Origin of the sequence: Oribacterium sp. oral taxon 078 str. F0263 (assembly GCF_000469565.1) — a bacterium.
Lineage (GTDB): Bacteria > Bacillota > Clostridia > Lachnospirales > Lachnospiraceae > Oribacterium.
Genome location: NZ_KI273098.1, coordinates 1 through 23,774 on the forward strand (window position 1 = coordinate 1; position 23,774 = coordinate 23,774).

Consider the following 23,774-nt stretch of genomic DNA (forward strand, 5'->3'; position numbering starts at 1 on the left):
CGGGTCTGGATAATTACCCGTTCCTCAAATGTAAGATGTTGTCCCTTTTTCCTTTCAGTTGTAGTAGACTGTAGTTGATCCATAGAGATCTCTCCTTGTAGGTTGTTTGTTCGCAACTACATTCTACTAAAGGAAAGACTCTATGGATTTTTCAATGTTCAGGTGTTCAGGTTGATTTTACAATCCGCGGCGGCAAGTCTGCCTTTCAGCCAACGCCCCATAATAAGCTCATCTCCAACAGCACTGAACTGCTTATTATTATCGCTTGTTGTGTGTGCCTTGAACCAATAGCCGTCATCCGTAACAACAAAGAATGGTTTATTCTTTTCCGGGTATCCTTCCATCTTGTAAATATCTGCACCCACCGTCAGCTGGGTCTCATACCAATCGCGAGCTTTTCTCTTGCTCCGAGGTGCCGCATAGCAGACATTGATGTTTGATTTTGTAAAATGTTTTCCATCATCCATGTGCCGTTCATCCGCTCTGGGAACCTTAAGCTGAAGCAAGAACGAAACATATGCCCTGCATCTTTCATAAAACGCCACATTTGTCTGAGGGACCGATGTCACGAGTTCTATACCGTTGAGGGCAGTATTGACTTCCCTAATAAGCGGCATTCCCTTTATCTCAGCAATATTTTCAGAGCATATCGGCTCATTAAGTTTCCGTATGTGTTTGTCAATATCAGCCAGTTCTTTTTCGTCTGTTGTAATTGCCGAAAGCTCATACTGCCGCCTGTTGGTCGCCTCAAGTTTAATAGCACCAAGGTTTGCCGACCCTATTATTGCCGAGATTGGCTTTCCCTCTTTGTAGAAGCAGTATACCTTTCCGTGATACTTGAATGCTTTGACAATCCGTATTTCTCCGATGCCTGACTCCCGCCATTTCTGATTGAGTTTGATTGCCGTATGATAGGCTCCTTCCGGAATTCCATCAACAAAATACATTCCTATCGTAAGGCGAATATGCTTTATGTCCCATTTATCCACCAACATCTCAAGTTCAGAGATTGAGGCCGCTGATGTATATCCGACAGCAATTTCAACAGAATCTGATTTTGAGATCTGTTCTCCAAAAGTATCGATTATGGTTTCTTGTCCTTCTTCCGTGCCAAGAGGAAGAATATTTGAATAGAGTAGCTCCATATCACACCTCCGTAAAGCTTTGTTGCTTTTCTTTTTTTCCTCTTGTTTTTCTTCTGACACCGAGGTACTTGCCGCTTTTTATTCTGGCGTCCTTCGGCTTTTCCGCATCCGCAGGGATTGCCCAGTACGAACCAATTTTCACAGCTCCCGGTATCCGATCACCTGCACAAAGCGTTTGTACTCTGCGAACCGATATTCCCCATTTGTCTGCTGTTTGATGAAGAGATAAGTATTCCATAGCAGCCTCGCAATGAACCCCAGTTGGCATTCTCTAATCGCTATAAAAAGCTATAATATATTATAAGCTAAAGCGCGAATAATATCAAGGATCGTGACTACATCCCCCAATGAGCCATCACACACAAACTTATCGGGAATATATTAAGTGGAAAATGGCACTATTACCCGCCTTTCCAAATCGTTTCCCGATAATAATCCAGTACCGGGCGAGCAGTGTCCCGATGGATGGTTTTCCATCGGAACGGTCTCGTTGGGATATCCCAAACCCTTAAGATCGCACTTTGTGCGGCTGCGCGTTTCTTGCGAAACGCTTATATTGACTACAGGAAGATCTCCAAATAATAAAAAAGAACGGAGCCGGACACCGGCAAAATCCGGTATCCGGCTCCGATAGGTTAATGCTGTTTTTCCTGCTGTCTTGTCTGTTGTTCTTCTTTATTTTCAGCTTCGTACAGGGAATCCATATTGCGCTTGGCGATCAGAAGTTCCTGTGCCTCATCCCGGATTTTCCGGTACTCTGCGTAGGCAGCCTTCTTGCCGGAGAGGATCTCCGCGTACTCTGCGGAAAGTTCTTTTACCTTCGGGATCTTCTTTACACCCAGCTCGTCAAAAGCCTGCTTGGCTGCCTTGTGGAGTGTGATTTCCTCGCGGTGGGCTTCAAAGAACTTCCGGCTGTAGCTGGCCTTCCGGTAGGACTCATAGGTTTCCCGGGTCTTGGAATAGTTGATTATGTGCTTCTTCAGCGTCGCGATCTCCGCGAGCCGCTTCTCCGATGCCTGAATGGAAGAGAGCAGTGCGTCCCGTTTTTCCATTTTCTCTGAGGCGAGTTCCTGCAGCTGATCCAGATTTTCGATTTTATGATCCCGGAGAAAGAGGAGGGTCTTGGACATCTGCTTCAGGTTGTAGACGGAGGCCCAGCGGGCATAGCCGGCTCCCTTTTCCTGGAGTTTTGCCTGGATATCGATCAGAAGATTGACGGATCTTTCTTTACGATGAGCGGCCTGCGCTACAGGTTTTTGCCTTGCTTCTCCTGCAATGGCTGCGCGGATATCCGCCTCCGTATAACCCTCATCAAGAGAAGAAAGACGGATGAACCGTTTCTGTGACTTTCCTTTTATGGCAGTGTGTTTTCCGCACTTCACTTCATATCCAAGGCGCTCCATTTCAAGGAGGAAAGCATCAAAATCCTTCGGCCTTTTATGAAGCGCACGATCAATGTCGCTGCAGATCGCGGACCGGAAGGTTTCCCGTTTCGGATAGGTGGTGCGCTTTTGCCGTTCAGAGTATGGCGCCGGTGTAATGACCGATAGACCATTTTCCAGGCAAACAAGATCGCTCACCCGCTGAAGTGCCAGACCTGAGAACCAGAAATCTTTAAACTTTCTGCTCCCGTCCATGGCTGTGGAATTAAACACAATGTGATTGTGAATGTGCGCCCGGTCCGTATGTGTTGCCACGATGAAGGAATACTTCCCCTTTGTAAACCGCATAGCCAGCTCATGCCCCAGGCGATTGGCTTCTTCCGGAGTGACTTCACCGGGCTTGAAAGACTGCCGGATCTGATAGGCGATGACATCGCTCTTTTGGGATTTCCCGGTAATCTGCAGATACAGTCTTTTCTGCAGAAGGAATTCTTCATCCACCGTCATCGGATCGCAGCCATAGGCCGTGACCAGTTCCCCTTTTTCTGTTTTCTCCGGATTCTTCGCGTAGTCCGTCCGGTCGCCGAGGCTCTGCGCTATCGTACGTCCCTTGTTTGCATGAAGCGCAATCAGTCTTGTCGCTGCCATTAGATTCTCCTCCGTAAACGCTCAATTTCATTACAGCACAATACTTCCGAATGAAAAAATACGGGGATCGCACCGGAATTCATCCGGCACAATCCCCGACTTCTCGCGCATTACTGTATTGCTGCCATTCTTGCCAGGATCTCTTTGGCGTTTTCCCAAATCTGATCCTGTTTGACCTGCAGATCCGCGATGTCCGCGCCATAGATGCTGCCGGTCGCATTTGCCTTTTTGGCTACTTGGTTCAGATTGTTGGTGGCGTTCCGGAGAAGATGAATCATCTCATGAATATCGTCCATATCAAGCTTCACGATATAGCCATCCAGCGTCTGCTTGCGGACATAGGCGCTGCGGTTTTTCACGCCGGCTTCCGCCATCTTTTCCCGGAGCCTGTTCATTTCCTCCGGCGTCCAGAGCACATGAATTTCCTGATTTCGTTCTTTCATACTCTCACCGGCACCTCCTCTTCTTTACTTCGTCCGAAAACGTGTTTTCTGGTTTTGCCTTCCGCCTCTCTGGCTGCTTCCGCCTGCCGTTCCTTCAGTGCTTCCAGGACGGAGCGGCGTTCTTCGGATGCCTCGGATTCTCTTGACTGCTGGCGCAGCGCTTCCGCCGGATCCGGCTGGGGCATGTTGTTGATGATGCCGTCCAGAGAATTATCGTTCTGTTCTACTGCATCCTCTACCGACCGAAGTGCTGCCCGCTGCGGATCCCGTTCCGGAAATCTCTCCGGATGCAGAATGATCTCGACTCGGTCGCTGACCTGCGGATCGTCGAACACGACACCGTTCAACCATTCTTCACACTCGTGCCAGCCGCCCATGGTCAAAAGATTGCCGTATGCGCCATAGAAACGAAGATTGTCTTCCGTGCTCTCCAGTGTGTCCAGCACATAGCCGGCGGCTTCCATCGCCGCGACCAGCTGATCCTTTTCTGCCGGGTGATCATGCAGTGGCTCGGTGTGGGCTTCATCCCATTTACTCATGCTCGTCCTCCTCATCTTCGTCATAGACGGTGAAATCGACAGCGTAAAATTCCGTGTCGGTGATGCTTTCCAGTTTCTTCACCATGCTCAGGCACTGGGAAATCAGTTCCATGTCCTCCATCATCCCCATCTCATTCATGAGAGAGAGGACCGCCGTGCGGCGAGTGGATGTGTCAAATGCGCGGAGCAGGGTAATCTCTTCAACGGTAAACATTTATCTCGTTTCCTCCTTTGGTTTACGTGTTTTACGGGATGCATTTGTTCCCTTGGTGGGTGTTCCCTTATCTTCGGGTTTCTTAGCTGTGAGATTTTTCAGGACAGACTTCTTTTCTTTCTGAATGTCCTGTTCTCCTGATCCAATGTCATGTTTCTGCGATTCCCGGACTTCCTTTTCCGTAAATCTCGCCGGGGCAGGGCGGAGTTCATAATCGCTGACCTGCTTTTCGGTGAGGGGCTTCGGATACTCGATATAGCCCCATGCCTGGATCATGCCGTTTTCCACGGGGATGCGGCTGTCCGCGTCGTAATTGTGGATTTCCACCGGTTTGTTATTCGGCGGTTTCGGAAATGTCCCGATGTCAACCGGACGCTGGGTGGAGTAGTAGCGGTAGAAACCGTTTTCCTGCAGTCCCGGCACCGGCAGCTCTGGCTGTGGTGCTTCCTGCACATCCAGCCCCATTTCCTTCTGCAGGATCTGAAGCTGCGCATCGATCCCGGTGATCAGCTCATCCGCCGCCATGCGGATCCGGTCGAGGGAAGCTTTCAGCTCCGGCGTATCCTTGCCAGCCGACCAGCCGGCGATATAGGCAAAGCTGTAATCGCTGGTCTCAATGCCGTAGTGCTGGGCGACAGTGTAGGCGACCGATTCCGCCTCGACCTCTTTGGCATTTTTCGTGAGCCTTGGTTCCTCCGGCGGCAGTTCCTTCGGATCCTTCGAATGCAGATGCTCGTGGGTCATCTCATGGATCAGCGTCTTGATGGTCTGGATCTGGCTCATGCCTTCCTGCAGAGCGATCCGGTGATCCACCGTGTGGTAATATCCCTTCGCACCGGAGTCGATCTGCTCAAAACCGATGGGAACCGGACAGGTGCGCTTCAGCGCTTCCAGGAACATATCGTACTGGCGGACATCGCCGGTCAGCTCATTCACGCCGATGGAAGGGATCGGTCGGCCGTCGGTCTGGGAAACATCGAAAACATTGACCACCTTGAAGGCCGGCACCATGATTTCCTTCAGCTCTGTCGCCTTCGTCCCGTCCGGATTCATCCGCGCCTGTCCGGTGGAAGGATCCACCAGGGCAACCTCCACCTTTTTCTTATAGGGTGTCGGCGCCAGAATCCGGATGCCGGTCTCACCTTTCTGCACCTGGCGGCCGAACTGATTCTTCCAGGCCGTGTAGCCGGCCACCAGGGTGGCGTCCGGCTTCTGCATGGCGATCAGGATCGTGTTGACGAGGGAATAGTTGTGGAACTTGGACAGGCACTTCAGGTATTCCTTGAACTTGGCGCTTTCCATGAGCTCGTGGATACCGGCCTCCAGTTTGTCGGTGATCTCCTTTACCTTGTCGAGCTGGGAAGGATGCGGCGCCTTGCTGTTTTCTTTTTCCGCCATCATTTCCCGCCTTTCCGGTCCTCAAACTCCATGGAAAACCGCGGCCTGCCGTCGTCTTCAGTGGAAAGCAGGAGATCGGCGTTGTAGGTCCTTCCGGTCTTCTGGCTCTTGCAATCTTTCAGACGGACCCGCCCGTCCCGGAGGAGCTTTTCCGCGATCTGGCCGGTCATGCGCTTTCCGATCTTCGTGAAATAGGCGTTGTCCTTCCACAGCACGAACCGGCATTCCCGTTTGCTGCAAAACCACCCTTTCTGCCGTTCCAGCACCTCTGCGCCGCAGTGCGGGCAGGTGCCGATTACTTTGTTTCTGCTCATCAGTGCATCCGCTCCTTTCACTTTTTTATACGTTGAAACCAGTCCGGCGATCATGCCTTCGATGCCGTTCATAAACTCCTCCGCGCCGAGTTCCCTGTGCTCAACCTGCAGGAGCTTCTGCTCCCATTCGACCGTCATGGACGGGGACTGGATCTGCTCCGGCATGACCGTGATCAGGGATGTTCCCTTATCCGTCGCCACGAGCCGGCGCGTCTTCCGGTCGCCCTTCCGCTCAATGAATCCGCGCTGGACCAGCTTTTCGATGGTGGCGGCGCGGGTGGCGGGAGTGCCCAGGCCTTTGCGTTCCGCTTCGTCCGGGGTTTCTTCTGCACCGGCAGTCTCCATAGCAGAGAGAAGCGTGTCTTCCGTGAAATACTTCGGCGGAGAGGTCTTGCCTTCCTTCACTTCCGCGGCTTCAACATTGACCAGGCTTCCTTCCGCCGGCACGGGACCTGCAGCTTCCTCATCCTTCGCTTTCTCCGGATAGAAATGCTGCCAGATGGCTTTCCAGCCAGGTGTGAGGATGGTTCTGCCTTTTTTGATAAATTCTTCGGCTCCGGAGGTGAGCCGTACGGTTATTTCCGCATAGCGGTGATCCTCTGCCGCAGCGGAGAGAAGACGCGCGGAAACCAGCTGAAGAACCGCCTTTTCGCCGGCAGACAAGCCGTTTAAGTCGCTGCCCGCCATGGTCTTTGTGGGGATGATCGCGTGGTGGTCTGTGACCTTGCCGCTGTCAAAGATCGATTCCGGGCGGGCAGGTTCGATGCGAAGCTCACTGCCAGCGAAGCTGTATTTCCCGGCGACGGAAGTAATCAGCTCCGGCAGCATTTCCCGCATATCGTCCGTGAGGTAGCGGCTGTCGGTCCTGGGGTAGGTGACCAGCTTCTTTTCATAGAGGCTCTGGGTGTAATCCAGGGTCTGCTGGGCTGTGAAGCCAAGGATTCGGTTCGCGTCGCGCTGAAGGCTGGTCAGGTCATAGAGAAGAGGTGGCTTCTCCAGCTTTTCTTTTGTCTCAACCGTCCGGATCATGGCCTTTCCCTCCTCCAGGCAGAGCGCGGCCAGGTTGTCCGCATCCGTCTTTTTCGCGTAGCGGGGACTTGCCGCCGTGACTCCACCTGCCGTGATCTGCACGGTCCAGAAGGGCTCCGGGCGAAAGGCAGCGATCTTCGCGTCCCGTTCCACCACCATGGCGAGCGTCGGCGTCATCACGCGTCCGACCGCCAGCGTCTGTCCATACAGGCATGAAAAAAGCCGGGTGGCGTTCATTCCGACGATCCAGTCGGCACGCTCCCGGCAAAGGGCTGCCTCGTACAAGGCATCATATGCAGTTCCCGGCTTCAGCTTCGCGAAACCTTCCCGGATGGCCGCGTCCTCCATACTGGAGATCCACAGCCGTTCAAAGGGCTTCTTACACCGGCACTGGTTGTAAACCAGGCGGAAGATCAATTCTCCTTCACGTCCGGCATCTGTGGCGCAGACGAGGCTCTCCACATCCGGCCGCTCCATCAGGCCTTTCAGGATCTGATACTGCTTTCTGGTCCCGGCAGAGACTTCGTACAGGAAGTTTTCCGGCAGGATCGGCAGGTCCTCCAGCCGCCATTTGGTATAGCGTTCATCATAGCGCTGCGGCGCGGAGAGCTCCACCAGGTGGCCGACGCACCAGCTGACCAGGTATCCGTTTCCCTCGAGATAACCATCCTGGCGCTTCGTCGCGCCGATCATGCGGGCCAGGGACTGGGCAACCGAGGGCTTCTCGGCAATGACAAGTTTCATGGGGTTGTTCCTCCTTCTTCTGATTTGGGCAAAAAGAAAGCACCCGCAGGAGATTGTCCTGTGAGTGCTATGTATGAGATAAAAAGGCTCGATTTTGTTAATGCTTAAGCATGGTGGTCGGTCTCCAGGCACCACTTTGCGATTTTTCCAATCAGATCCGCATCAATTTTTCCATAGGGGATCCGGATGGTTCCTTTATCCGTGCTGTATTGCTGCAGTTCATCTGCGAAGGCCGCAACCGCTTCTGACCCCGGATAAAAGCCGATATGATTTTTGCTTGCTGCGAAGTGGCAGATGTTATGGCTCTTCCAGTATGTCGGCATGCTCCACGATATACGCTCCTCCGCATCAGGGAGCGCAGCTTTGAGGATCCTTCTCACCTCGAGCAGATCCGCTCGCTTTTCCTCATCCTGCGTCAGGATATATTCGTCAATTGTTGCCGGTTTCTTACCGCAGTAATGGCTCTGATTGATGTTTTTAAATTCTCTGCCGCAGTTCGGAGATTTCCACATGATAACTCCTTTCAAACAAAAACCCTGGCATGTTAAATCCCATATGCCGCTATTCCCGCCGCAGCAGACAGGCAGATCAGCAGTATAGGCGATATTCCGCCTTTTTTCACCCTTCTGGATCCAAAGTATATGACTCCAAGAACTACAGTCAGAATCAAAGGACGGATCAGAAGGATATGATCCTGGAGAATGATTCCGTTTTTAAAGATCATGAACACACCCGTTGCCAGGATGATACCGATCATACAGGGCTTCAGGCCGCGAAGTACCGCCTGTACATAGGGATTTTTCAAAACTGTCTTCAGTAGCGCCGTAATCAGCAGTATGATGATAAAAGAAGGCAGCACGACAGCAAGCGTCGCAATCAGGGAACCGGGGATTCCGGCCTGGGAACTGCCCACATAGGTAGCCAGGTTTGCCATGATCGGTCCCGGTGTGCTTTCGCTCACGGCAATCATATAGGTCAGCATCTCCTCATCCAGCCATCCGTAGGATAGTACGACATCGCGGATCAGCGGGATCGCTCCGTACGCGCCGCCGAAAGCAAAGCAGCCGACCTTGAGAAAACCGGCAAAAAGGTCCAGAAGGATCATGCTCCGGCACCTCCCTTCGCCGCAGGCTTTTCCGCCATATAAATGATCAGGCTGGTGAGCCCGGCTGACAGCATCAGGATGATGGAAGAGAACCGGAGAGAAAAGAGATTGATCATCAGCATTGCCGCAAAAGCACAGAACATGAAGGCTCGTGGCATCCGCTTCTTTGGCATCTTTTTAAGCATTTTGACTGCCGCATCCAGAATCAGAATTCCGACAGCGATCTTGATTCCCTGAAACGCATGGGCGATCCACCGGATCTCAAGAAAGTGATCCAGAAACATGGAGATCGCGAAGATGATGCAGAAGGAGGGAAGTATCATACCGATCGTCGCAGCCAGAGCTCCTCTGAATCCTTTCTGTTTATATCCGACGTAGGTGGCGCAGTTGATGGCGATCGGACCTGGTGTGGATTCAGCGATGACGGTGATATTCATCATCTCGTCATGAGTGATCCACTGTTTTTTCTCTACACACTCGTTTTCGATCAGGGAGATCATGGCATACCCGCCGCCGAATGTGAAAAGCCCGATCCTGGCAAAACTCAGAAACAGGTCAGAAAGAATGTTCATTTTCTGCCTCCCGGTACTCACACTGACAGATTTCAGGATCCCGGCAGAGCTCCCGCGACTGCCTCTTCATCTCGTCAAAAGCCATGCTCAGCTCATCGAGAGCCTCCTGTCTCGGCAGATAATGGATATGGTAGCCATATCTCTCTCCATAGACGAGCCCGGCTTCGCGCAGCACCTTCATATGCTGGGATATGGCGGATTCTGTGATTCCCAGTTTTTTGGAAAGGGAACGTACGCAATGCTTCCGGATCAGAAGCTGTTGAAAAATGGAGTATCTGGTGGGTTCACCCAGGGCTTTCAGATACAAAGATATGTCCATACATCACCTCTTTGATTAAGTGCTGGCTAAATTATATCTTCGTGCAGTGACTTAGTCAACACTTAATTACTCTGGGTCCTATGTATCGAGGCGGATCTCGCCGCCTCTTTCCTTAGTCAGGGTTTTTAAAGATCCGGCCCCTTGGTCTTCGCTTTTGCCTTCACCTTCGGCTTCTTATCCACGGAGAGCTTCTCTGCCGTGTCCTTCACGAGGGCATCCAGCTTTTCCCTGGCGGATTCCCTGGGTTCCGCGCTTTTCTCCTGCGGGGCCCTGGTCTTGTAGGCCTCGACCATGCTCTTCAGCTCCCGGTTCGGGATCTGGGTCTTCGTATCCTCCCAGATGTTCTTTCCCTGCTCGTCCTGACCCTTCAGGACCGGCTTAGTGACCACAGTGGTGCCGTTCGCCGGGATCTTTGCCCAGAGGCCTTTTCCATACTGGTTCTCGTGAACGGCTTTGGAGGGCAACACGAAGCTCGCCCAGGGCGTCTTGTCTGCTTTGTCCGCGTTCGGGATCATGATCCGGGTGAAATCCCGGCCGTCTTTGGCGGTAAAAGGTTCTGCGAGGCCCTTGCCGAACTTGATTGTGACCTCCTCTCGCTTTGGTGCCTGGCTTTCTTTGCCTTCTGTAGCTTCTTTTGCCAGCTGTGCCTCGGCTTCCTGCACGAAATCCGGCACCTGCGCGTCATTTCTTGCGTTTTCAGGCATTGTTTCTGTTCCTCCTTCGTAAGTTTGATGATCATCCGCGACGTGCAGGATGTCCTCCGCCGTCATGGAGATGATCTGGTTGCTGAAGTCTGCCAGCTGCGCCTCCCGCATGCTGCAGTAGCTGCCGCTTCCGCCGCCGATCACGATGTGGTCCATGCAGGGGATCCCCAGGATCTTGCCGGCTTCGATCACCTTCTTCGTTAGCTCGATGTCTTCCCTGGAGGGGCTGACGTCGCCGGACGGATGATTGTGCAGGAGCAGGAAGGAACCCGCATTGGAGAGGATCCCCGCCTTCAGGATGTTCGGGATCGCCGCGATGGAAGTGCTTAGGTCCCCGACGCTCACCACATGGAAATTGATCGGTTTAAGCCGGTTGTTCATGTTGATGACGCAGAGGACCTCCCGGTCATACTGCGACATTTCCCGCCGCATCACATCCAGCGCGGCCATCGGGGAGGAGAGTGGCTGGTCCGAAAAAAGCGGATGCCCCTCCGTGAGCCGGATGCAGACTTCCTTGAACTTATAGCGTTTCTGTGCTTCCTTCTCCGCCATTTTCCTTCTCTGCCTCCCTATATTCGATGGTGATCCGGAGGACTTCGTCGGCCGGCATGAAGCGGATATAGTCGCGAAGCTCCTCCGGTGTCATGACTACGGTCATCACGCTTCCTCCGTTTCTTCCGGGATGCCGCCGTCCGCATCGGCATCATCCCCGAGGAGCTCCGCCTCGTAGGGATCGTCGCCGTAATCACCGTCATTGACAGGCTCCTCCTCAGCATCCCCGGCGCTGTAATCCTCTTCATCCTCGTCGTCGCTGTAGTCCGCGTCCGGGTCAGGTGCGGATGCCGCCTGTTTCTTCTTTTTCGTCTGCAGGTAGAACCATCCGCCGCCGGCGCCTGCCAGGATGAGCGGGATCAGGAGAAAGGGAAGCATGTTCCGCCTGCCGCCTGAGGACTGCTCCTCGCCGGTCTTTCCGTCACCCTCACCGGATCCGGCGGTTTCGGATTCCTTCGCCGCCTGCTCAGCCGCTTCCCTGGCGGCCTGCTCCGCGGCGAGCCTTTCGTTATAGGCGTTCTGCTCGTCTTCCTCCATCAGCGTAAAGAGGTCGCGCTCGTCCACAAGGTTCAGGAAGTGTACGGTTTCTTCTCCTTTTTCATCGCGGTCGATGACCAGGTAGAAATAATTACCGGCTTTCGTGACCAGTGTGATGAACTGCTGGCCTTCACCGGTCACCGGGCCGATGTCATCCACCAGGGTAAGGTTGCCATCGGGCGTGAGGCCATGGATCTCCGGGGCTTCCGGTGCCTCCGGGAAGAGCTCCTCCAGTGTCTTCAGGAAGGAAAGGATCATCTTTCCGTCGATATCAAAGGTGGTGCCTTCCTGCGTTTCCTTCACCGGAATCTCATTCAGCTTCACATACCTGCCGCACACATAGGCGTATTCAGCGGGAAATTCGATCCGGTACCAGCCGTCCTTTTCGTCCTTCACCGTGATCTCGGTACCATTGGCAAGCTTTCCGATGATGTTGAAGTCGATGCCTGCGCCGCTCCGGACATTTAAATTGGAGCCGTTGGTGGTCACCGTACCGGTCCTTGCCGGATCCTCTGCCGGCTCATTCGTATCTACCGCGATGGTGAGGGAGCTTTCGGTCAGCGTCACATGCAGCGTGGGAATAAATGCCACCAGGAGCTTCGGATGGTCCATCAGGAACTCGATGGTTTCCTCGTCGATCTCCGGGAGGATCATTCCCAGGAGCTCCGCATCAAAGGGCAGGGGAGAGAGCGCGGATGCGGAGTCTTCAGCCTCTTTTGCAGAAGTTCCACTCTCTGCAGATTCCTTCACACTTTCCGTGGAATCAGCTTTGCTTTCGGTGTTGTCAACTGCACTCTCAGTATTGTTTCCCTTACTCTCAGTGCTGTTCGCCGCACTTTCAGCTGCCGCCTCCTCCCTGGTATAGGCAAATGCCGGCACCGTCGGAAGGGCCGTCACCCCGATCATCACCGCCGCCAGAAGCGCGGCCAGTCTTGCTTTTCTCATCGTAAAATGTCCTCCTTTTCCTCTTCATCGTCAAAATAACTGTCTGTATCCTCTGTTCCGGCACCGTTTCCAGACTCTGCAGATGCCGGATTCTGGTCCGGCAGCACATAGGGAACACCGGAGGCTGCCGCACGGATCAGCTCCGCCAGCTGTTCCGGCGTCAGGTTCGCCGCATGCACCATGTCGTGAATGCAGGTATTTTCGGCTTCCTTATAGCGGCGCTCCAGGTCCCTGACCTTCGCATCCCATTCCTCCCGGCGTTTCCGGGCTTTCGAAAGCTCCTCTCCGAGGCGCTTCAGTCTCATTTCGTCCAAATTTTTCACCTCCAAAAACAGGAAACGGGCACTTAGGGAAGGCGCCCGTAACAATAAAAGTGGCTCTGCCAGTACGAGGTTTCGCAGCTGGCATACTGGATGGGGGAGAGTAGGTAAAGCGCCGCCTTACCGCATTTCGGCGGCAGGTCTGCGCAGTCCTCTCACAGAACCGTGCTTGCACCTCTCAATGCACACGGCTCGCCGTTGTGTTGCTCCATTACGTTCAAACTCAAAATCCGTGATGAATCTTCTGATGGCAATCATGACAAACCACCAGAGTTTTACGTTTCTTTGCTATCATCACCACTTCCCAAGGTTCTTTCCCTTTCAGATTTTTTAGCTTGTTAACATGGTGAATTTCATACTTCCTGTCTTTTCCCTCATAGCCGCAGAGCTCGCATTTACATGCTTTCAGCCTGCTGTCTATGGTAGTTCGGGCGTTGGCTATTATCGTGACCATAACAGGCTCAATGTCATCACATTTCTTTCCGTCCACTTCGTTGAACTTCGTGAGATGGCGGATCTTTTTTCCTGCTTTCGTCTCGTACGGGATACCCCACCGCTTTGCTCCGGTGCGGTACTTGTCATATATCTTTGACAGCTTACACCGATGCTTCCACGCAAGGGTTTTCAGACAACTGTATTCCATCAGGTAGCTGAAATAATTCATATTCCGATAGTTACTCGCAAGGAAGTAGTAGTTGCACAGTCCGCGGAGCTCCGCATCATATGTTGTCACTATCTCCAAGTCCGTATTCCTTGTCAGATTAACTCTCGCTACCGGCTCAAGTTTGCCGTTGTCTGCTCTCTGTTTGACAACACCATGAGAGAACAAATACTTTTCAATCTTGTCCTTGAATGGAATCAGTAATTCCACGGTCTGATTCATGGTCCTCTGTTTTGTGTTTTTCCATGGCTTTACTTCCTGACTGCGCCGTACTCTGACGTCATAGCCTAAGAAGCGTGCAGATTCATTACTGTGCGTGATAAGCGTTTTCTCCTGACTGAGTTCCATTTTCAGTGTGTTTCGGATAAACTCCGTGAGCTGGGCTTTAATCCATTCACAGTCTTCTTTGCTGCCATTAACAGCAATCAGAAAGTCATCAGCATACCGTACATATTTCAGCTTTTTGTCGTTACAAAGCTTCGCCGGTGTCTGCCTCATCAGCTTGCCGACCTCCTTGTAATAGGCAATTAGTCTGTTTCTTTCCTCACCGTCAGATCGCCTGTCGATTTTTTGCTTCGTTTTGGCTCTCTGCCTTTGTAACACCAAATATTCCGGTGTGACTGTGTGCGGCGTTCTGACATCAAAAAACTTCTTCAGCTTCTCCACAAACTTGTCCAGTTCATTCAGATAGATATTGGCAAGTATGGGCGAAATAATGCCGCCCTGCGGACAACCGCTGTAAGTTCCATAATACTTCCAATCCTCTACATACCCTGCCTTCAGGAAGACACGGAGCAGATTCAGGAATCGGACATCTTTGATTTTTCTGCCAATGATCTCCAACAACACCGCATGGTCGATGTTATCGAAACACCCTTTGATATCACCCTCGACGAACCACTTGGCACCAACAAACTCGTTCTTCAGTTGTGACAGAGCCGTGTGGCAGCTCCTGCCGGGGTGAAAACCGTGTGAATAGTCCGAGAAGACCGGCTCATATACCGCTTGTAAAATCATGCGGATCACATCCTGTACCAGTTTGTCCGTAAAGGTGGGAAGTCCCAGGGGACGCATCTTTCCATTGGCTTTCCTGATATAGGTTCGCCTGACTGGATTGGGCGTGTAAGTGCCGTTCTTCAGGGATTCAATAATTCGGGTTACATAGTCCTCGCTGAAGCCGTCGGCCGTATCTTCGTTGACACCTTTCGTCCCTGCACCGTTGTTGGCGTAAAGATTCTGATAGGCAACATAGTAGATATCAGCCCGAAGCGTATATCTGAACAGCTTCGTGAAGATTTCGTCATGATTTTTTGCTGAGTTCTCCTGTAACTTGGTTAAAATCTCGATTGTTGGTTTCATTGAGGCCTTCCTCCCTAATCAATGTTGATTTTAATTCGCTCAAACTGTCCTCCTTCGCCATGTGAACGGCTTTCCCGTTCTCGGACTACTACGAGGACTCCGTTGCCATGTCAGATATTCAATGTCATCTCCCTTGGCTGAGCCTTGGGATTTGTCCCGCCAGAGACGGATTACATATAGCCCTTTAGAGGCACTCTGATTTAGGCAATCCCCAGTTTGCGGAAGTAGTAGGCAATGTGAATTGTCGGATGTGCTTTTGTTTCTTTAAGACCGGTTCTCCGGCTCGCCGTGCATCTTTTCTTGATAACCTGCCGAAGGGCAACCCTCTTCGACATCCGATAACCTGTGAAATGGAAACCCTATTTCACAGAGTCTGCACCATAGGTTTCAGGTAAATTTCCTATGCCCACACTGAACAGAGGCTCGAAACTCACATTCAGCAAGTACAGCTTCATCCTTATATTCACTTACTCTTACGATTCAGTCGCATCCAATTACCTTTAGATGACTTATCGCTTTCCTGTCATGCTTTGTTCCCGTTACGCCTTTCGGCTCATCGGTTAGACAGGTGAGTTCCCGGGTTATCTTCCGGGGTAGTGCCTTGTTGCATCCCTCCTTTCTCTACTTCTACTTCCGCCCTTCTGGGCGCACGTTGCCGCAGTGGATCATCATCCCGTTGCCAACATAGATGCCCACATGCGAAGCGCCGCTGGTGTTGTAGGTTCCCTTGAAAAAGATCAGGTCGCCCGGCTTCGCTTCCGACTTCGGGATGATGGAGCAGCACTGCCGGAGGCCTTCCGCCGTCTGCCGGCCGATGCTCCAGCCGTTCCCGCAGTGATTGACGACCCAACTGACAAAGCCGGAGCAGTCAAAGCTGGTGGAGGGAGAAGAGCCGCCCCAGACGTAGGGAGAGCCGAGATATTTCTCCGCTTCCGTGATCATCCGGCGGAACCGCTCATCCGTCAGCGCCTCACCCGGGATGTCATAATGGAGCACATCCTCCACCACGATGGCGTAGGGGTTATCTCCGAAAATCTCCTTCTTGTTTCCATAGGTGGTCATAAGGATGCCGTAGCGCTGCATCTGGTCCGAATTCAGGCCGAATCCCGCGATCACGGCGCCGAGGCCGTTGTTTTTGAGGGTGACATTGAGGATATAATATTCGTACTCCACCTCGTATTCCTCTTCTTCGGTCCACGAATCCTCCTCACCGGTTTCCGGATCATAGGAAGAGTGCTCCACCGTGCGGGTTTCGATTCTGGTCCGGATCTCAATTTCCTCTTCTATGGTCAGCTCATACTGGCCTTCAAAAAGCTCCTGCAGCGTTCCCTGCACCTGCTCCCTGGTGTAATTCTCAAAGAGAACCGTGAGATAGGATGCAAGCTCATAAGGGTTATGGCCAATCTGATCCGTGTGAATGCGGTATTCGTCATAGCCGCTGTATTCCGACCGGATGTTGTCGATCCGCCGCTGAAGAGCCGCTTCCAGTGCACAGTAATCCGCTTCGGCGCCGGTGATGTCCTCGTCATCCGCCGTGTAGGACGTGGCGACCACCACGTTGCCCCCGCCCTGGAAGAACAGGGAACAGGAGCTGACCGCGCTGGAGACCACCATGACAATCAGAAGCAGTCCTCCAAGGGGCAGGATCGTGTGGCTGTGGGAAGAAATGAATTCCGCCATTTTCTCCATGACGTTCTTCGTTTCTTTCGCTGCCTTGCCTGCACCTTTCGCGGAGGCACTGCCGGCCGCATTTCCCGCAGCGCCGCCAGCCGCCTGACCGGCACCGGACGCTCCGGCTGCATTTCCTGCACTTCTTCCGGCTTTGGCCGCCGCATACTCCTGCTTGATCGCCTGCTTCTGCCGCCAGCGGGAGAGGGCATTGGAGGCGATATCACCCGCCTGATCCGCCACCATCTCCGCTGCCTGGGAACCGGCATTTGTAGCTTCCACACCGACGTTATCGTCCTCGTTTGCCTGGTTTACCTCCGAACGAAGCTTTCCTTCGGTCATCTGCACGGCACGGCCGGCGGCCGGTTTCTTATGACCGGTGCGTTTCAGCTTCTTCTGCATGGGAGAGACGCCCTCCGGCTCCGGTTCGAAGACAGCCTTTTCAAAGCGCATCTTCTCACCGGCAGCCCGCTGGTGGGCCGAGGTCTCACTGCGAAGCTTGGCCCCGGCGGCAGCTTTGGCTTTGCCTTCGGTGTTCAGCTTTTCACCGAGATTAGAACTCCTGCCGGGACGATCCCGACTAAACTTTTCCTGATCCATGTGTTACGATGCCTCCTTTGCTGTGGTTACGGTCTCACTCAGGCGGGTTGTCATGATACGGTACAGCTCCGTATCCTGTGGGAAGCGGTCCACAAACGGCAGGATCACATTTCCGTAAAACAGAAGCCCTTCGCCCTCGCCGGAATGCGTCACGTAGGAGAGCTGGTGCGGCGAGATATTGAGCTGCTTTGCCAGGATCTGCCGGTCGCCGGCGGCCTGGTTCAGCATATACACAAAGTCGGAGTTCTCGAAGATGTTCTCCACTTCCCGGGAGGAGAGCAGGTCCTTCACGTTCTGGGTGATGCCTGTCGGAATGCCGCCCCATTTACGGAAGCGCTTCCAGATCTCCACCGAATACGCCGCCGTCTGCTCCTCCTTTAAAAGCAGATGGAACTCATCCATATAGTAGCGGGTGGACTTGCCGGCGGAGCGGTTCGCGGTAACCCTGCCCCAGACCTGATAGTGATAGGTAACCCTGCGCTTTTGCTCTACCGTCAGGCGGAGTAGTCAGGCAAGGTTTTCCCCCACTTCGCACCGTGCTTGCGACTTTCACCGCACACGGCGCTCCATCAATACGGATTAATTGTTGCTTGTATGTGAAATAACCGGTTTTTCCCTGTATTTCCTAATTCGTTTTCGCGCGTCTGCGTCAAAGATACTCACGTCCATGCCCGGCGTGTTGATTGCCTGATAGCACTTCCTGTGTACTGATATAAGATTGTTGACTCGATTGACCCTGTCCAAAGGAAGCCTCGGATTAATACGATGGGTATACGGTGTATTGTCAATCAGCCATTTCCCGCAGACCCTGCATTTCAGTCTGTCACGATTCAGGGCGTAAGCTCTGTTCATGACAAACTCAAAGTTATTGAGGTGCCCCCATTTGCCTTTCAGGACGTCAGTTGATACATTGTCGGAGTAAAGCTCATCAAGCCTTGCCTGAATCCGCTTTTTCTTCGTCCGCCTGAAGTTGATGTCCCTCCCTTCTTCGGTGTAGGGCGTTTCCTTTGGATTCTTTCCACGTGTTTCCTGCCATTGGCAGAACGTAAGGGAAGTGACGCCGATATAGATGTCCCGGTATTTCACCGAGGGCAGTTTCTGCCGGTAGTTCTGGTGCACGCGGGGAAGGTTCTGTGTTTCCCTTGCGGGAATCCATTTCCCTTTGTACTGCTTCAGCCGCCGACTTGCGGCAAGCTGCAGCTTTCTACCGTACTTATCCATGCTTACGCTGACCCACGTACAGCACTGGTAATACTGAATTACCCCTCTGATCTGGCTGTTGATTCTGTTGATCTCATCGATCAGCTTCTCTCGGCTTGTTTCGCGGGGGATTTTCTTAATGCTGTCCGTTAATGCGTCTACTTTCCTGCAGAGTCTTTCTCTGTCCGGCCTTGTCCTTGTAACGTAGCTGTGTTCACCTTTTCCCTTGACCACTCTGAATTCGTAGCCCAGTAAACAGGCGTGTTTCTTTCTTACATCCGTAATCAGTGTTTTCTCTTTGGATAATGTCAGCTTCATTTCTGTTTCCAGAAATGTTTGTAAAGATGCTTTCCAGAATTCAGCATGCTCGCGGCTGTCCGTGATGATCACGAAGTCATCTGCATATCTGACCAGAAATCCGGGTGCCAAATTTGTTTTCTTCAGCGCCCTGCGCTTGGCGGAATCCTGAATGTACGCATGCTCAGTGTGTTTTAATTCCCACTGTTGCGTAACCCATTCATCCATGATGTCGAGGTATACATTTGCGAGAAGCGGACTGATAATCCCACCCTGCATAGTTCCCTCTTCATTTACCTCGCATTCGTCGAGGACCCCTGCTTTCAGCATCTGTTTAATGATCTGTAACATCCGCCTGTCCTTGATCCCCATGTGGTATAGCCTTCTCAGCAGTGTGGCGTGATCGATATGATCGAAACATTTGCTGATGTCTCCTTCCACGAACCAGTAATACCCGGTATGGAAAGTGATGAAATTCAGCCTTTCAAGCGCCATTGCTGTGTCGCGCATGGGACGGAAGCCGTATGAATGCTCAAAGAACTGCGCTTCCATGATGGGTTCCATAACGATTCTCATGCATTCCTGCACGATACGGTCTCGTATTGTCGGAATCCCAAGCGGCCGCTTTTCCTTCTTGCCCGGCTTGTCGATATATTTCCTTTGGACTTTCTGCGGTTCAAATTTCTCAAAAGCCGCCCGGATGTCGTTGATGACCCATTTGTAGGATCTTTGAAGATAATCCCGTTTCATGGTTTTGTTATCAACGCCAGGGGTATCACTTCCGTGATTGCTCTTGATGTTATGGATGGCTGTAACAATAGTTGCTTCCGCTGACATTATTTCGAGAAGCCCCTTGAATGCCGGCCTTTCTCCGGCGTCTCTGGCCTCTCTGCTTTGCTGGTAGAGCTTATCCAGCAGAGCGCGTAATTCCGTTTCGGTTTTCGGGTAGTCGAATTGTTGTGCCATACGCACCACCTCCTTTCCGAGGTCGTGTTTCTGGTTTAAGTCAGGTACGCCTACGGCTTCCTCGACTTTCTGTTCACATACAAATCCGTATTAACTATGCCCCTTCGCTCCACTCCCATTACAGGAGCTTCATCACTACTACGGGCTGATGCCCCGCGAATTAACAGGTCATTTCCTACCTGCGCGGCAAGGGTGTCACCTTACTTGCACTGACATATATGTCAGGCGCCGTTCGCGGTTCCTTTGTTCCCCGTATCTTAGCTTTACATACAGTTTTAGCTGTGTCCCTCTGACCCGACCGCCATCACTGACCAGTGTGATCTGATGTCAGTGACATTCGACCTTAATGGTTTTCTGCCGTTTTCCACCAAGACAAATTTCAACGGCGGCAGTACCCCGCATGGGGAGGATGGCTGTATGATCATCCCATCGTTTACGAGCCGTACATTCAGGACATTTGTCGGTTGCAACAAAACATCCTCAGCATGACTGTTTTATAGCTTCCCGCGGTTATCCAAGCTGTCTCAAGCTTCTTCCCCGCTCTTCACCGAGCTTCGCACAGCCCACCTGACACGATGGGTGCACGTCGGAGATTAGAATTTTTGTAACCCCTCACACGGGGTCAGACAGGAACTACCCCTGCCGAATCAGATACAGAGTTCGAGTTCTTTTTACGGAACCCGTCTCGCTTTATTACGTATTTCTACGTAGATTAACGAGAAACAAAGCGCACGTCCTGCACGATCAGCATCCCGAGCTTTTTCAGCTGCTTGCCGAGCTCCTTGATGTCATAGCAGACCAGGCGGTTCTGGATATCCACGTTGGTGCGGTGGTTGAAAAGGTTCAGCGAACCCTTGACGTAGATTTCCAGCGCCGTCGCCACGTGCCTCGCTTCCTTTTCCTCCTGCTGGAGAAGGGCATTGTAAAGATCCTCAAGGAGCGGCATGTTCTCCGGTACCGGGTTTTCAAAATACTTCTGGTAAATCTGGTGGACACAGCGGTCGATGACCGTCTTTTCCACCGGCTGCAGGCCTTCCTTGCCGCCGACCACCAGCTCGCAGAGGGAGAGGATGAAGTCGGCTTTCAAAGCCAGGGGATTATCTTCTTCTGAATAAAAATCATTAACATCCATGGGATTCACGTACTGCGTACTGGACGGACTGATATGGATGACCTGACCCTTCAGCTTTTGTACCAGCGCCGAATACTCTGCCTCCGGGTCGCAGATGATCACATCGTCATCGGTTACCAGGAACGCGTTCGTGATTTCACGCTTGGCGGAAAATGACTTACCGGAACCGGGAGTACCGAGGATCAGGCCGTTCGGGTTCTTTAACGCCTTCCGGTCCACCATGATCAGGTTGTTGGAGAGCGCGTTCAGCCCGTAATACAGGGATTCCTTGTTTCCCTGAAAGAGCTCCTGGGTTGTAAACGGTACAAAGATCGCCGTAGAGCTGGTGGTCAGCGCCCGGCGGATATCGATCAGGTTGCTGGCCAGCGGCAGGCTGCTCATCAGGGCATTTTCCTGCTGGTAATCAAGCCTTTTCAGCATGCAGTTATGCTTCTGAGCAATGCTGGATGCCTGGAAAACATTATTTTCCAGCTCCTGCTGGGTCTTCCCGGTATTCATGATCAGCATTGTGAGAAGGAACATACGCTCATTCTGGCTCTGCAGCTCCTTCAGAAGCGACTTCGCGTCCTTACCGTAAGTGGCAAGGTCCGAAGGGATGATGTCCATGTCATAGCCGGAGCGCACCGCCTTTTTCTGTTCCTCGATCTTCGACCGGTCAAGCTCCGTGATCGTGTGCTTGATGGTCTTGATGGCCTCCGTCTGGTCCACCGACTGGATGTGCATGGTGATGATCTGGCTGGAATCCATATCGAGGAAATCCTTTAACAGCTGGTCCGAAAGGTCCGATGCCGTAATGGAGAGATAGCTCATGGAGCCGTACAGGCTCCCCATCTGGAACATGCGGCTTCCGGGAAAGGCAAATGCCGTCGGCGCGATGAAGTCCTTTACGGAAAGGCCGGAGCCTACCAGCCACTTCCAGTCAAAACGAAACTTATCCTCCACATCGCCCATGTGGAACATGTCGTGCATGAGCTTTAAGCGCTCCTTGCCGTTCAGAATCTGGGCACGGACGCCCAGCTGGCGGAAATTGTTTAAGAGGTCATTCTGCACATGGGCAAGGCGCGGCTTTGCCTGCTTCACCGAATCCGCCTCGATCCCGAAGGTCAGGTATTTGGTCTTTGTAAGGCCGTTGTTGCCCTGGGAGAGCTGTGTCTTCAGCATCTCCGAATACTCCTCGCGAACATCGTCAAAGCCGTCGTGCGCCAGAGGGATCCGGATGCTTGCCTCAAAGCTGTCCGCGTCCGTCGCCATGTTCATAAAGGACAGCTCAAAGTGGATGGAGCTGTCGAAGAAGTTCAGGAACCCGCACCATTCCTCAAAAATGGCCGTCTTGTCCTCCTGCTGTGCCAACTGATAGTTGATGTCCTGGAACTGGATGGTCTTTGTGTAGTAATTGCCGCTCACACGGCAGATCCCGTCCGGGAACATCCGGTCAAACGGGATCGACTGCTGCGCCGTGCGGGGTACGCCGTCATTTTTCCTTGCCGCCTCCACGATCTCCTCGACCCTTTTCCGGTCCTTTTTTGAGATGTTTCCCGGCAGCTTTACGTCCCGCCGGGGACTTCCTTTTTTCATAAACGGAAACAATCCTGTCTACCTCCTTTTTCGCTTCCGAGATCCGGGAGAGGATCTCGTAGTAATTGTCTGTCTGATAGGGCCTTACTTTCGGCCGGATGAATTTGCTCTCGATAAAGTGCTTCGCGATCACCTCCAGGGGCTGGCCGTCCCGCTCGTACATCGCGAGCAGGAATGCGGGGAGCATGATGAGGATCATGCCCATCGCGGCCACGCTGGTGCTGCCGATGCGCTTTAAAAGAAAAAAGGACGGGACGCCGATCAGCGCTCCCGCCCCGAAGCAGATCAGCTGCCGCTTCGTCAGGTTGAACAGTATCTTGGATTTGACCCGCGTTAAATCTCGCGGGACAGGGATATATGCAGCCATGGTTTCCGGTCACCTCCTTCCTTAATGCGCCGACATGACTGACTTCGCAAGGGACCCGGTCTTAAACAGCGCAAAGCACAGAAGCACCGTGTATCCCATGACGCCCCAGATGCTTCCGATGATGTTGTCGGTAAATGCCACCGTCTGCACTAAGACTGCGTAAATACCGATGCAGATCATGATGAGGAAGCCCTGGAAGCCTAGGGCGAAGAGTGAGCGCAGGTAGTTCTGCCCGATGTGGCTCTGTTCCCGGTTCCCGAAGGTGGAAAACGGGATCGGCGCGAGGCTCGTCATCAGGTAGATTTCCATCATGCGGCCGTAAACAATGACAAAGATCGCCACGGACAGGATGGACGTACAGACCTGCACAATGAAGCTCTGCAGGAACAGTCCCAGCAGGGGCCCTACTTCCATTGCCTCCAGCGTATCCCGGATGGAATCCAGCGTGGAGGCATCTACCGCCGTGCTGCCGGAGATGAGGCCGGCGCTGGCATTGACCACGTGCTGCGCTACATCAAAGACCGCCATGGTGATGTTGAAGGTGTTCGTAATCAGCATGACCGCCACAAAGGTTTTGAAGATCCATTTGAAAAAGATCCAGGTTTCAAAGTTTGCCAGGTTGTTGTGTTCGATGATCAGCTGGATCAGCTCATAGCAGGCGATGAAAGTTAAAAACATGCCCGCGATGGGAATGATGACCGATTCGGAGATGTTTCGGACGAGGCCGAAGACCGCCGGCGAAAAGCTTGCCGGCGTCCTCCCAACCTGCGTGGCCACGTCCGCTACCTGCTGGTTCACGGCATCGAACATCCCGGAAAGGTTGTTCATGATGCCGTCCACCAGCATTCCCTTGAGCCAGTCCGTCAGCTGCTGGAGCAGTGCTTCCAAGGGCAGGTACCTCCTTTACATCATCCGAACAGTCTGGAAAGAAGCGGGACGAGGGTCGTGCCGATGAGGGCGACACCGCCGCCTGCCATCAGCTGCTTCATCCCCTGGGACTTCGCGCCGGATAGCGATAGGTAAGGCTTTGATGCGGTCT

At 52.8% G+C, this 23,774-nt stretch carries 22 protein-coding genes and 2 pseudogenes; all 24 read right to left on the reverse strand.

All coding sequences use genetic code 11. The annotated features are described in order from the left end of the window. Nucleotides 1–158 precede the first annotated feature (158 nt). On the reverse strand, nt 159–1,145 hold the full coding sequence (locus tag HMPREF1986_RS03150; RefSeq protein WP_081688426.1) for a restriction endonuclease PLD domain-containing protein: 987 nt from the start codon (nt 1,143–1,145) through the stop codon (nt 159–161). A gap of 1 nt (nt 1,146) precedes the next feature. Next, nucleotides 1,147–1,383: a hypothetical protein gene (locus tag HMPREF1986_RS03155; RefSeq protein ID WP_021773311.1), complete on the reverse strand. Its 237-nt coding sequence runs from the start codon at nt 1,381–1,383 to the stop codon at nt 1,147–1,149. Nucleotides 1,384–1,780: 397 nt separating this feature from the next. Next, nucleotides 1,781–3,175 carry a relaxase/mobilization nuclease domain-containing protein gene (locus HMPREF1986_RS03160; RefSeq protein ID WP_021773312.1) on the reverse strand — a complete coding sequence of 465 codons (1,395 nt, stop codon included), beginning with the start codon at nt 3,173–3,175 and terminating at the stop codon, nt 1,781–1,783. A gap of 110 nt (nt 3,176–3,285) precedes the next feature. Continuing rightward, a complete protein-coding gene (locus HMPREF1986_RS03165) occupies nt 3,286–3,618 on the reverse strand; it encodes a plasmid mobilization protein (protein ID WP_021773313.1) in 333 nt (110 codons plus the stop codon). Then, complete coding sequence (locus HMPREF1986_RS03170) at nt 3,615–4,157, reverse strand: DUF4316 domain-containing protein (protein ID WP_021773314.1); 543 nt, start codon at nt 4,155–4,157, stop codon at nt 3,615–3,617. Before HMPREF1986_RS03170 ends, HMPREF1986_RS03165 begins: the two co-directional genes overlap by 4 nt. Further along, nucleotides 4,150–4,371, reverse strand: a complete 222-nt coding sequence (locus tag HMPREF1986_RS03175; RefSeq protein ID WP_021773315.1) for a transposon-transfer assisting family protein — start codon at nt 4,369–4,371, stop codon at nt 4,150–4,152. The genes HMPREF1986_RS03170 and HMPREF1986_RS03175 overlap by 8 nt, the downstream gene beginning before the upstream one ends. Beyond that, nucleotides 4,372–5,772, reverse strand: coding sequence for an ArdC-like ssDNA-binding domain-containing protein (locus tag HMPREF1986_RS03180; protein ID WP_021773316.1), 1,401 nt, complete (start codon nt 5,770–5,772; stop codon nt 4,372–4,374). Then, nucleotides 5,769–7,856 (reverse strand): DNA topoisomerase 3, encoded by a 2,088-nt coding sequence (locus HMPREF1986_RS03185; RefSeq protein WP_021773317.1) that lies wholly within the window; start codon nt 7,854–7,856, stop codon nt 5,769–5,771. Before HMPREF1986_RS03185 ends, HMPREF1986_RS03180 begins: the two co-directional genes overlap by 4 nt. 104 nt (nt 7,857–7,960) lie before the next feature. Beyond that, nucleotides 7,961–8,368, reverse strand: a complete 408-nt coding sequence (locus HMPREF1986_RS03190) for an iron chaperone (protein ID WP_021773318.1) — start codon at nt 8,366–8,368, stop codon at nt 7,961–7,963. 32 nt (nt 8,369–8,400) lie between these two features. Then, the gene (locus HMPREF1986_RS03195) at nt 8,401–8,961 is read right to left on the reverse strand and encodes a chromate transporter (RefSeq protein ID WP_021773319.1); all 561 of its coding nucleotides are present in this window, start codon (nt 8,959–8,961) and stop codon (nt 8,401–8,403) included. Then, nucleotides 8,958–9,533, reverse strand: coding sequence for a chromate transporter (locus tag HMPREF1986_RS03200; protein ID WP_021773320.1), 576 nt, complete (start codon nt 9,531–9,533; stop codon nt 8,958–8,960). Before HMPREF1986_RS03200 ends, HMPREF1986_RS03195 begins: the two co-directional genes overlap by 4 nt. Continuing rightward, nucleotides 9,517–9,852 (reverse strand): ArsR/SmtB family transcription factor, encoded by a 336-nt coding sequence (locus HMPREF1986_RS03205; RefSeq protein ID WP_021773321.1) that lies wholly within the window; start codon nt 9,850–9,852, stop codon nt 9,517–9,519. Before HMPREF1986_RS03205 ends, HMPREF1986_RS03200 begins: the two co-directional genes overlap by 17 nt. A gap of 125 nt (nt 9,853–9,977) precedes the next feature. Further along, the gene (locus tag HMPREF1986_RS12490; RefSeq protein ID WP_021773322.1) at nt 9,978–11,108 is read right to left on the reverse strand and encodes a JAB domain-containing protein; all 1,131 of its coding nucleotides are present in this window, start codon (nt 11,106–11,108) and stop codon (nt 9,978–9,980) included. Further along, complete coding sequence (locus HMPREF1986_RS13080) at nt 11,077–11,214, reverse strand: hypothetical protein (protein ID WP_021773323.1); 138 nt, start codon at nt 11,212–11,214, stop codon at nt 11,077–11,079. The genes HMPREF1986_RS12490 and HMPREF1986_RS13080 overlap by 32 nt, the downstream gene beginning before the upstream one ends. After that, nucleotides 11,214–12,590, reverse strand: a complete 1,377-nt coding sequence (locus HMPREF1986_RS12495) for a CD1107 family mobile element protein (RefSeq protein WP_021773324.1) — start codon at nt 12,588–12,590, stop codon at nt 11,214–11,216. The genes HMPREF1986_RS13080 and HMPREF1986_RS12495 overlap by 1 nt, the downstream gene beginning before the upstream one ends. Further along, nucleotides 12,587–12,895 carry a DUF4315 family protein gene (locus HMPREF1986_RS12500; protein ID WP_051273864.1) on the reverse strand — a complete coding sequence of 103 codons (309 nt, stop codon included), beginning with the start codon at nt 12,893–12,895 and terminating at the stop codon, nt 12,587–12,589. The genes HMPREF1986_RS12495 and HMPREF1986_RS12500 overlap by 4 nt, the downstream gene beginning before the upstream one ends. A 238-nt stretch (nt 12,896–13,133) precedes the next feature. Then, nucleotides 13,134–14,930: a reverse transcriptase domain-containing protein gene (locus HMPREF1986_RS03225; RefSeq protein ID WP_021773326.1), complete on the reverse strand. Its 1,797-nt coding sequence runs from the start codon at nt 14,928–14,930 to the stop codon at nt 13,134–13,136. A gap of 627 nt (nt 14,931–15,557) precedes the next feature. Then, nucleotides 15,558–17,198, reverse strand: coding sequence for a C40 family peptidase (locus tag HMPREF1986_RS03230; RefSeq protein WP_021773328.1), 1,641 nt, complete (start codon nt 17,196–17,198; stop codon nt 15,558–15,560). A gap of 3 nt (nt 17,199–17,201) precedes the next feature. Next, a pseudogene (locus tag HMPREF1986_RS03235) lies at nt 17,202–17,657 on the reverse strand (VirB4-like conjugal transfer ATPase, CD1110 family); the annotation flags it as partial. Nucleotides 17,658–17,777: 120 nt separating this feature from the next. Continuing rightward, complete coding sequence (locus tag HMPREF1986_RS03240; protein ID WP_021773330.1) at nt 17,778–19,661, reverse strand: reverse transcriptase domain-containing protein; 1,884 nt, start codon at nt 19,659–19,661, stop codon at nt 17,778–17,780. Nucleotides 19,662–20,394: 733 nt separating this feature from the next. Next, nucleotides 20,395–22,368, reverse strand: a pseudogene (locus tag HMPREF1986_RS03245) (VirB4-like conjugal transfer ATPase, CD1110 family); the annotation flags it as partial. After that, the gene (locus HMPREF1986_RS03250; RefSeq protein WP_021773332.1) at nt 22,265–22,735 is read right to left on the reverse strand and encodes a PrgI family protein; all 471 of its coding nucleotides are present in this window, start codon (nt 22,733–22,735) and stop codon (nt 22,265–22,267) included. The pseudogene HMPREF1986_RS03245 and the gene HMPREF1986_RS03250, both read right to left, overlap by 104 nt. 21 nt (nt 22,736–22,756) lie before the next feature. Beyond that, nucleotides 22,757–23,623 carry a VirB6/TrbL-like conjugal transfer protein, CD1112 family gene (locus tag HMPREF1986_RS03255; RefSeq protein WP_021773333.1) on the reverse strand — a complete coding sequence of 289 codons (867 nt, stop codon included), beginning with the start codon at nt 23,621–23,623 and terminating at the stop codon, nt 22,757–22,759. Between the two features lie 20 nt (nt 23,624–23,643). Next, a partial coding sequence (locus tag HMPREF1986_RS12810) for a Maff2 family mobile element protein (RefSeq protein ID WP_021773334.1) occupies nt 23,644–23,774 on the reverse strand: 131 nt, incomplete at its 5' end.

Excerpts from the sequence above, each read along its gene's own strand:
- HMPREF1986_RS03150 (WP_081688426.1), bottom strand. The coding sequence starts at position 1,145 with ATGGAGCTACTCTATTCAAATATTCTTCCTCTTGGCACGGAAGAAGGA.
- HMPREF1986_RS03155 (WP_021773311.1), bottom strand. The coding sequence starts at position 1,383 with ATGGAATACTTATCTCTTCATCAAACAGCAGACAAATGGGGAATATCG.
- HMPREF1986_RS03160 (WP_021773312.1), bottom strand. The coding sequence starts at position 3,175 with ATGGCAGCGACAAGACTGATTGCGCTTCATGCAAACAAGGGACGTACG.
- HMPREF1986_RS03165 (WP_021773313.1), bottom strand. The coding sequence starts at position 3,618 with ATGAAAGAACGAAATCAGGAAATTCATGTGCTCTGGACGCCGGAGGAA.
- HMPREF1986_RS03170 (WP_021773314.1), bottom strand. The coding sequence starts at position 4,157 with ATGAGTAAATGGGATGAAGCCCACACCGAGCCACTGCATGATCACCCG.
- HMPREF1986_RS03175 (WP_021773315.1), bottom strand. The coding sequence starts at position 4,371 with ATGTTTACCGTTGAAGAGATTACCCTGCTCCGCGCATTTGACACATCC.
- HMPREF1986_RS03180 (WP_021773316.1), bottom strand. The coding sequence starts at position 5,772 with ATGATGGCGGAAAAAGAAAACAGCAAGGCGCCGCATCCTTCCCAGCTC.
- HMPREF1986_RS03185 (WP_021773317.1), bottom strand. The coding sequence starts at position 7,856 with ATGAAACTTGTCATTGCCGAGAAGCCCTCGGTTGCCCAGTCCCTGGCC.
- HMPREF1986_RS03190 (WP_021773318.1), bottom strand. The coding sequence starts at position 8,368 with ATGTGGAAATCTCCGAACTGCGGCAGAGAATTTAAAAACATCAATCAG.
- HMPREF1986_RS03195 (WP_021773319.1), bottom strand. The coding sequence starts at position 8,961 with ATGATCCTTCTGGACCTTTTTGCCGGTTTTCTCAAGGTCGGCTGCTTT.
- HMPREF1986_RS03200 (WP_021773320.1), bottom strand. The coding sequence starts at position 9,533 with ATGAACATTCTTTCTGACCTGTTTCTGAGTTTTGCCAGGATCGGGCTT.
- HMPREF1986_RS03205 (WP_021773321.1), bottom strand. The coding sequence starts at position 9,852 with ATGGACATATCTTTGTATCTGAAAGCCCTGGGTGAACCCACCAGATAC.
- HMPREF1986_RS12490 (WP_021773322.1), bottom strand. The coding sequence starts at position 11,108 with ATGGCGGAGAAGGAAGCACAGAAACGCTATAAGTTCAAGGAAGTCTGC.
- HMPREF1986_RS13080 (WP_021773323.1), bottom strand. The coding sequence starts at position 11,214 with ATGACCGTAGTCATGACACCGGAGGAGCTTCGCGACTATATCCGCTTC.
- HMPREF1986_RS12495 (WP_021773324.1), bottom strand. The coding sequence starts at position 12,590 with ATGAGAAAAGCAAGACTGGCCGCGCTTCTGGCGGCGGTGATGATCGGG.
- HMPREF1986_RS12500 (WP_051273864.1), bottom strand. The coding sequence starts at position 12,895 with ATGAGACTGAAGCGCCTCGGAGAGGAGCTTTCGAAAGCCCGGAAACGC.
- HMPREF1986_RS03225 (WP_021773326.1), bottom strand. The coding sequence starts at position 14,930 with ATGAAACCAACAATCGAGATTTTAACCAAGTTACAGGAGAACTCAGCA.
- HMPREF1986_RS03230 (WP_021773328.1), bottom strand. The coding sequence starts at position 17,198 with ATGGATCAGGAAAAGTTTAGTCGGGATCGTCCCGGCAGGAGTTCTAAT.
- HMPREF1986_RS03240 (WP_021773330.1), bottom strand. The coding sequence starts at position 19,661 with ATGGCACAACAATTCGACTACCCGAAAACCGAAACGGAATTACGCGCT.
- HMPREF1986_RS03250 (WP_021773332.1), bottom strand. The coding sequence starts at position 22,735 with ATGGCTGCATATATCCCTGTCCCGCGAGATTTAACGCGGGTCAAATCC.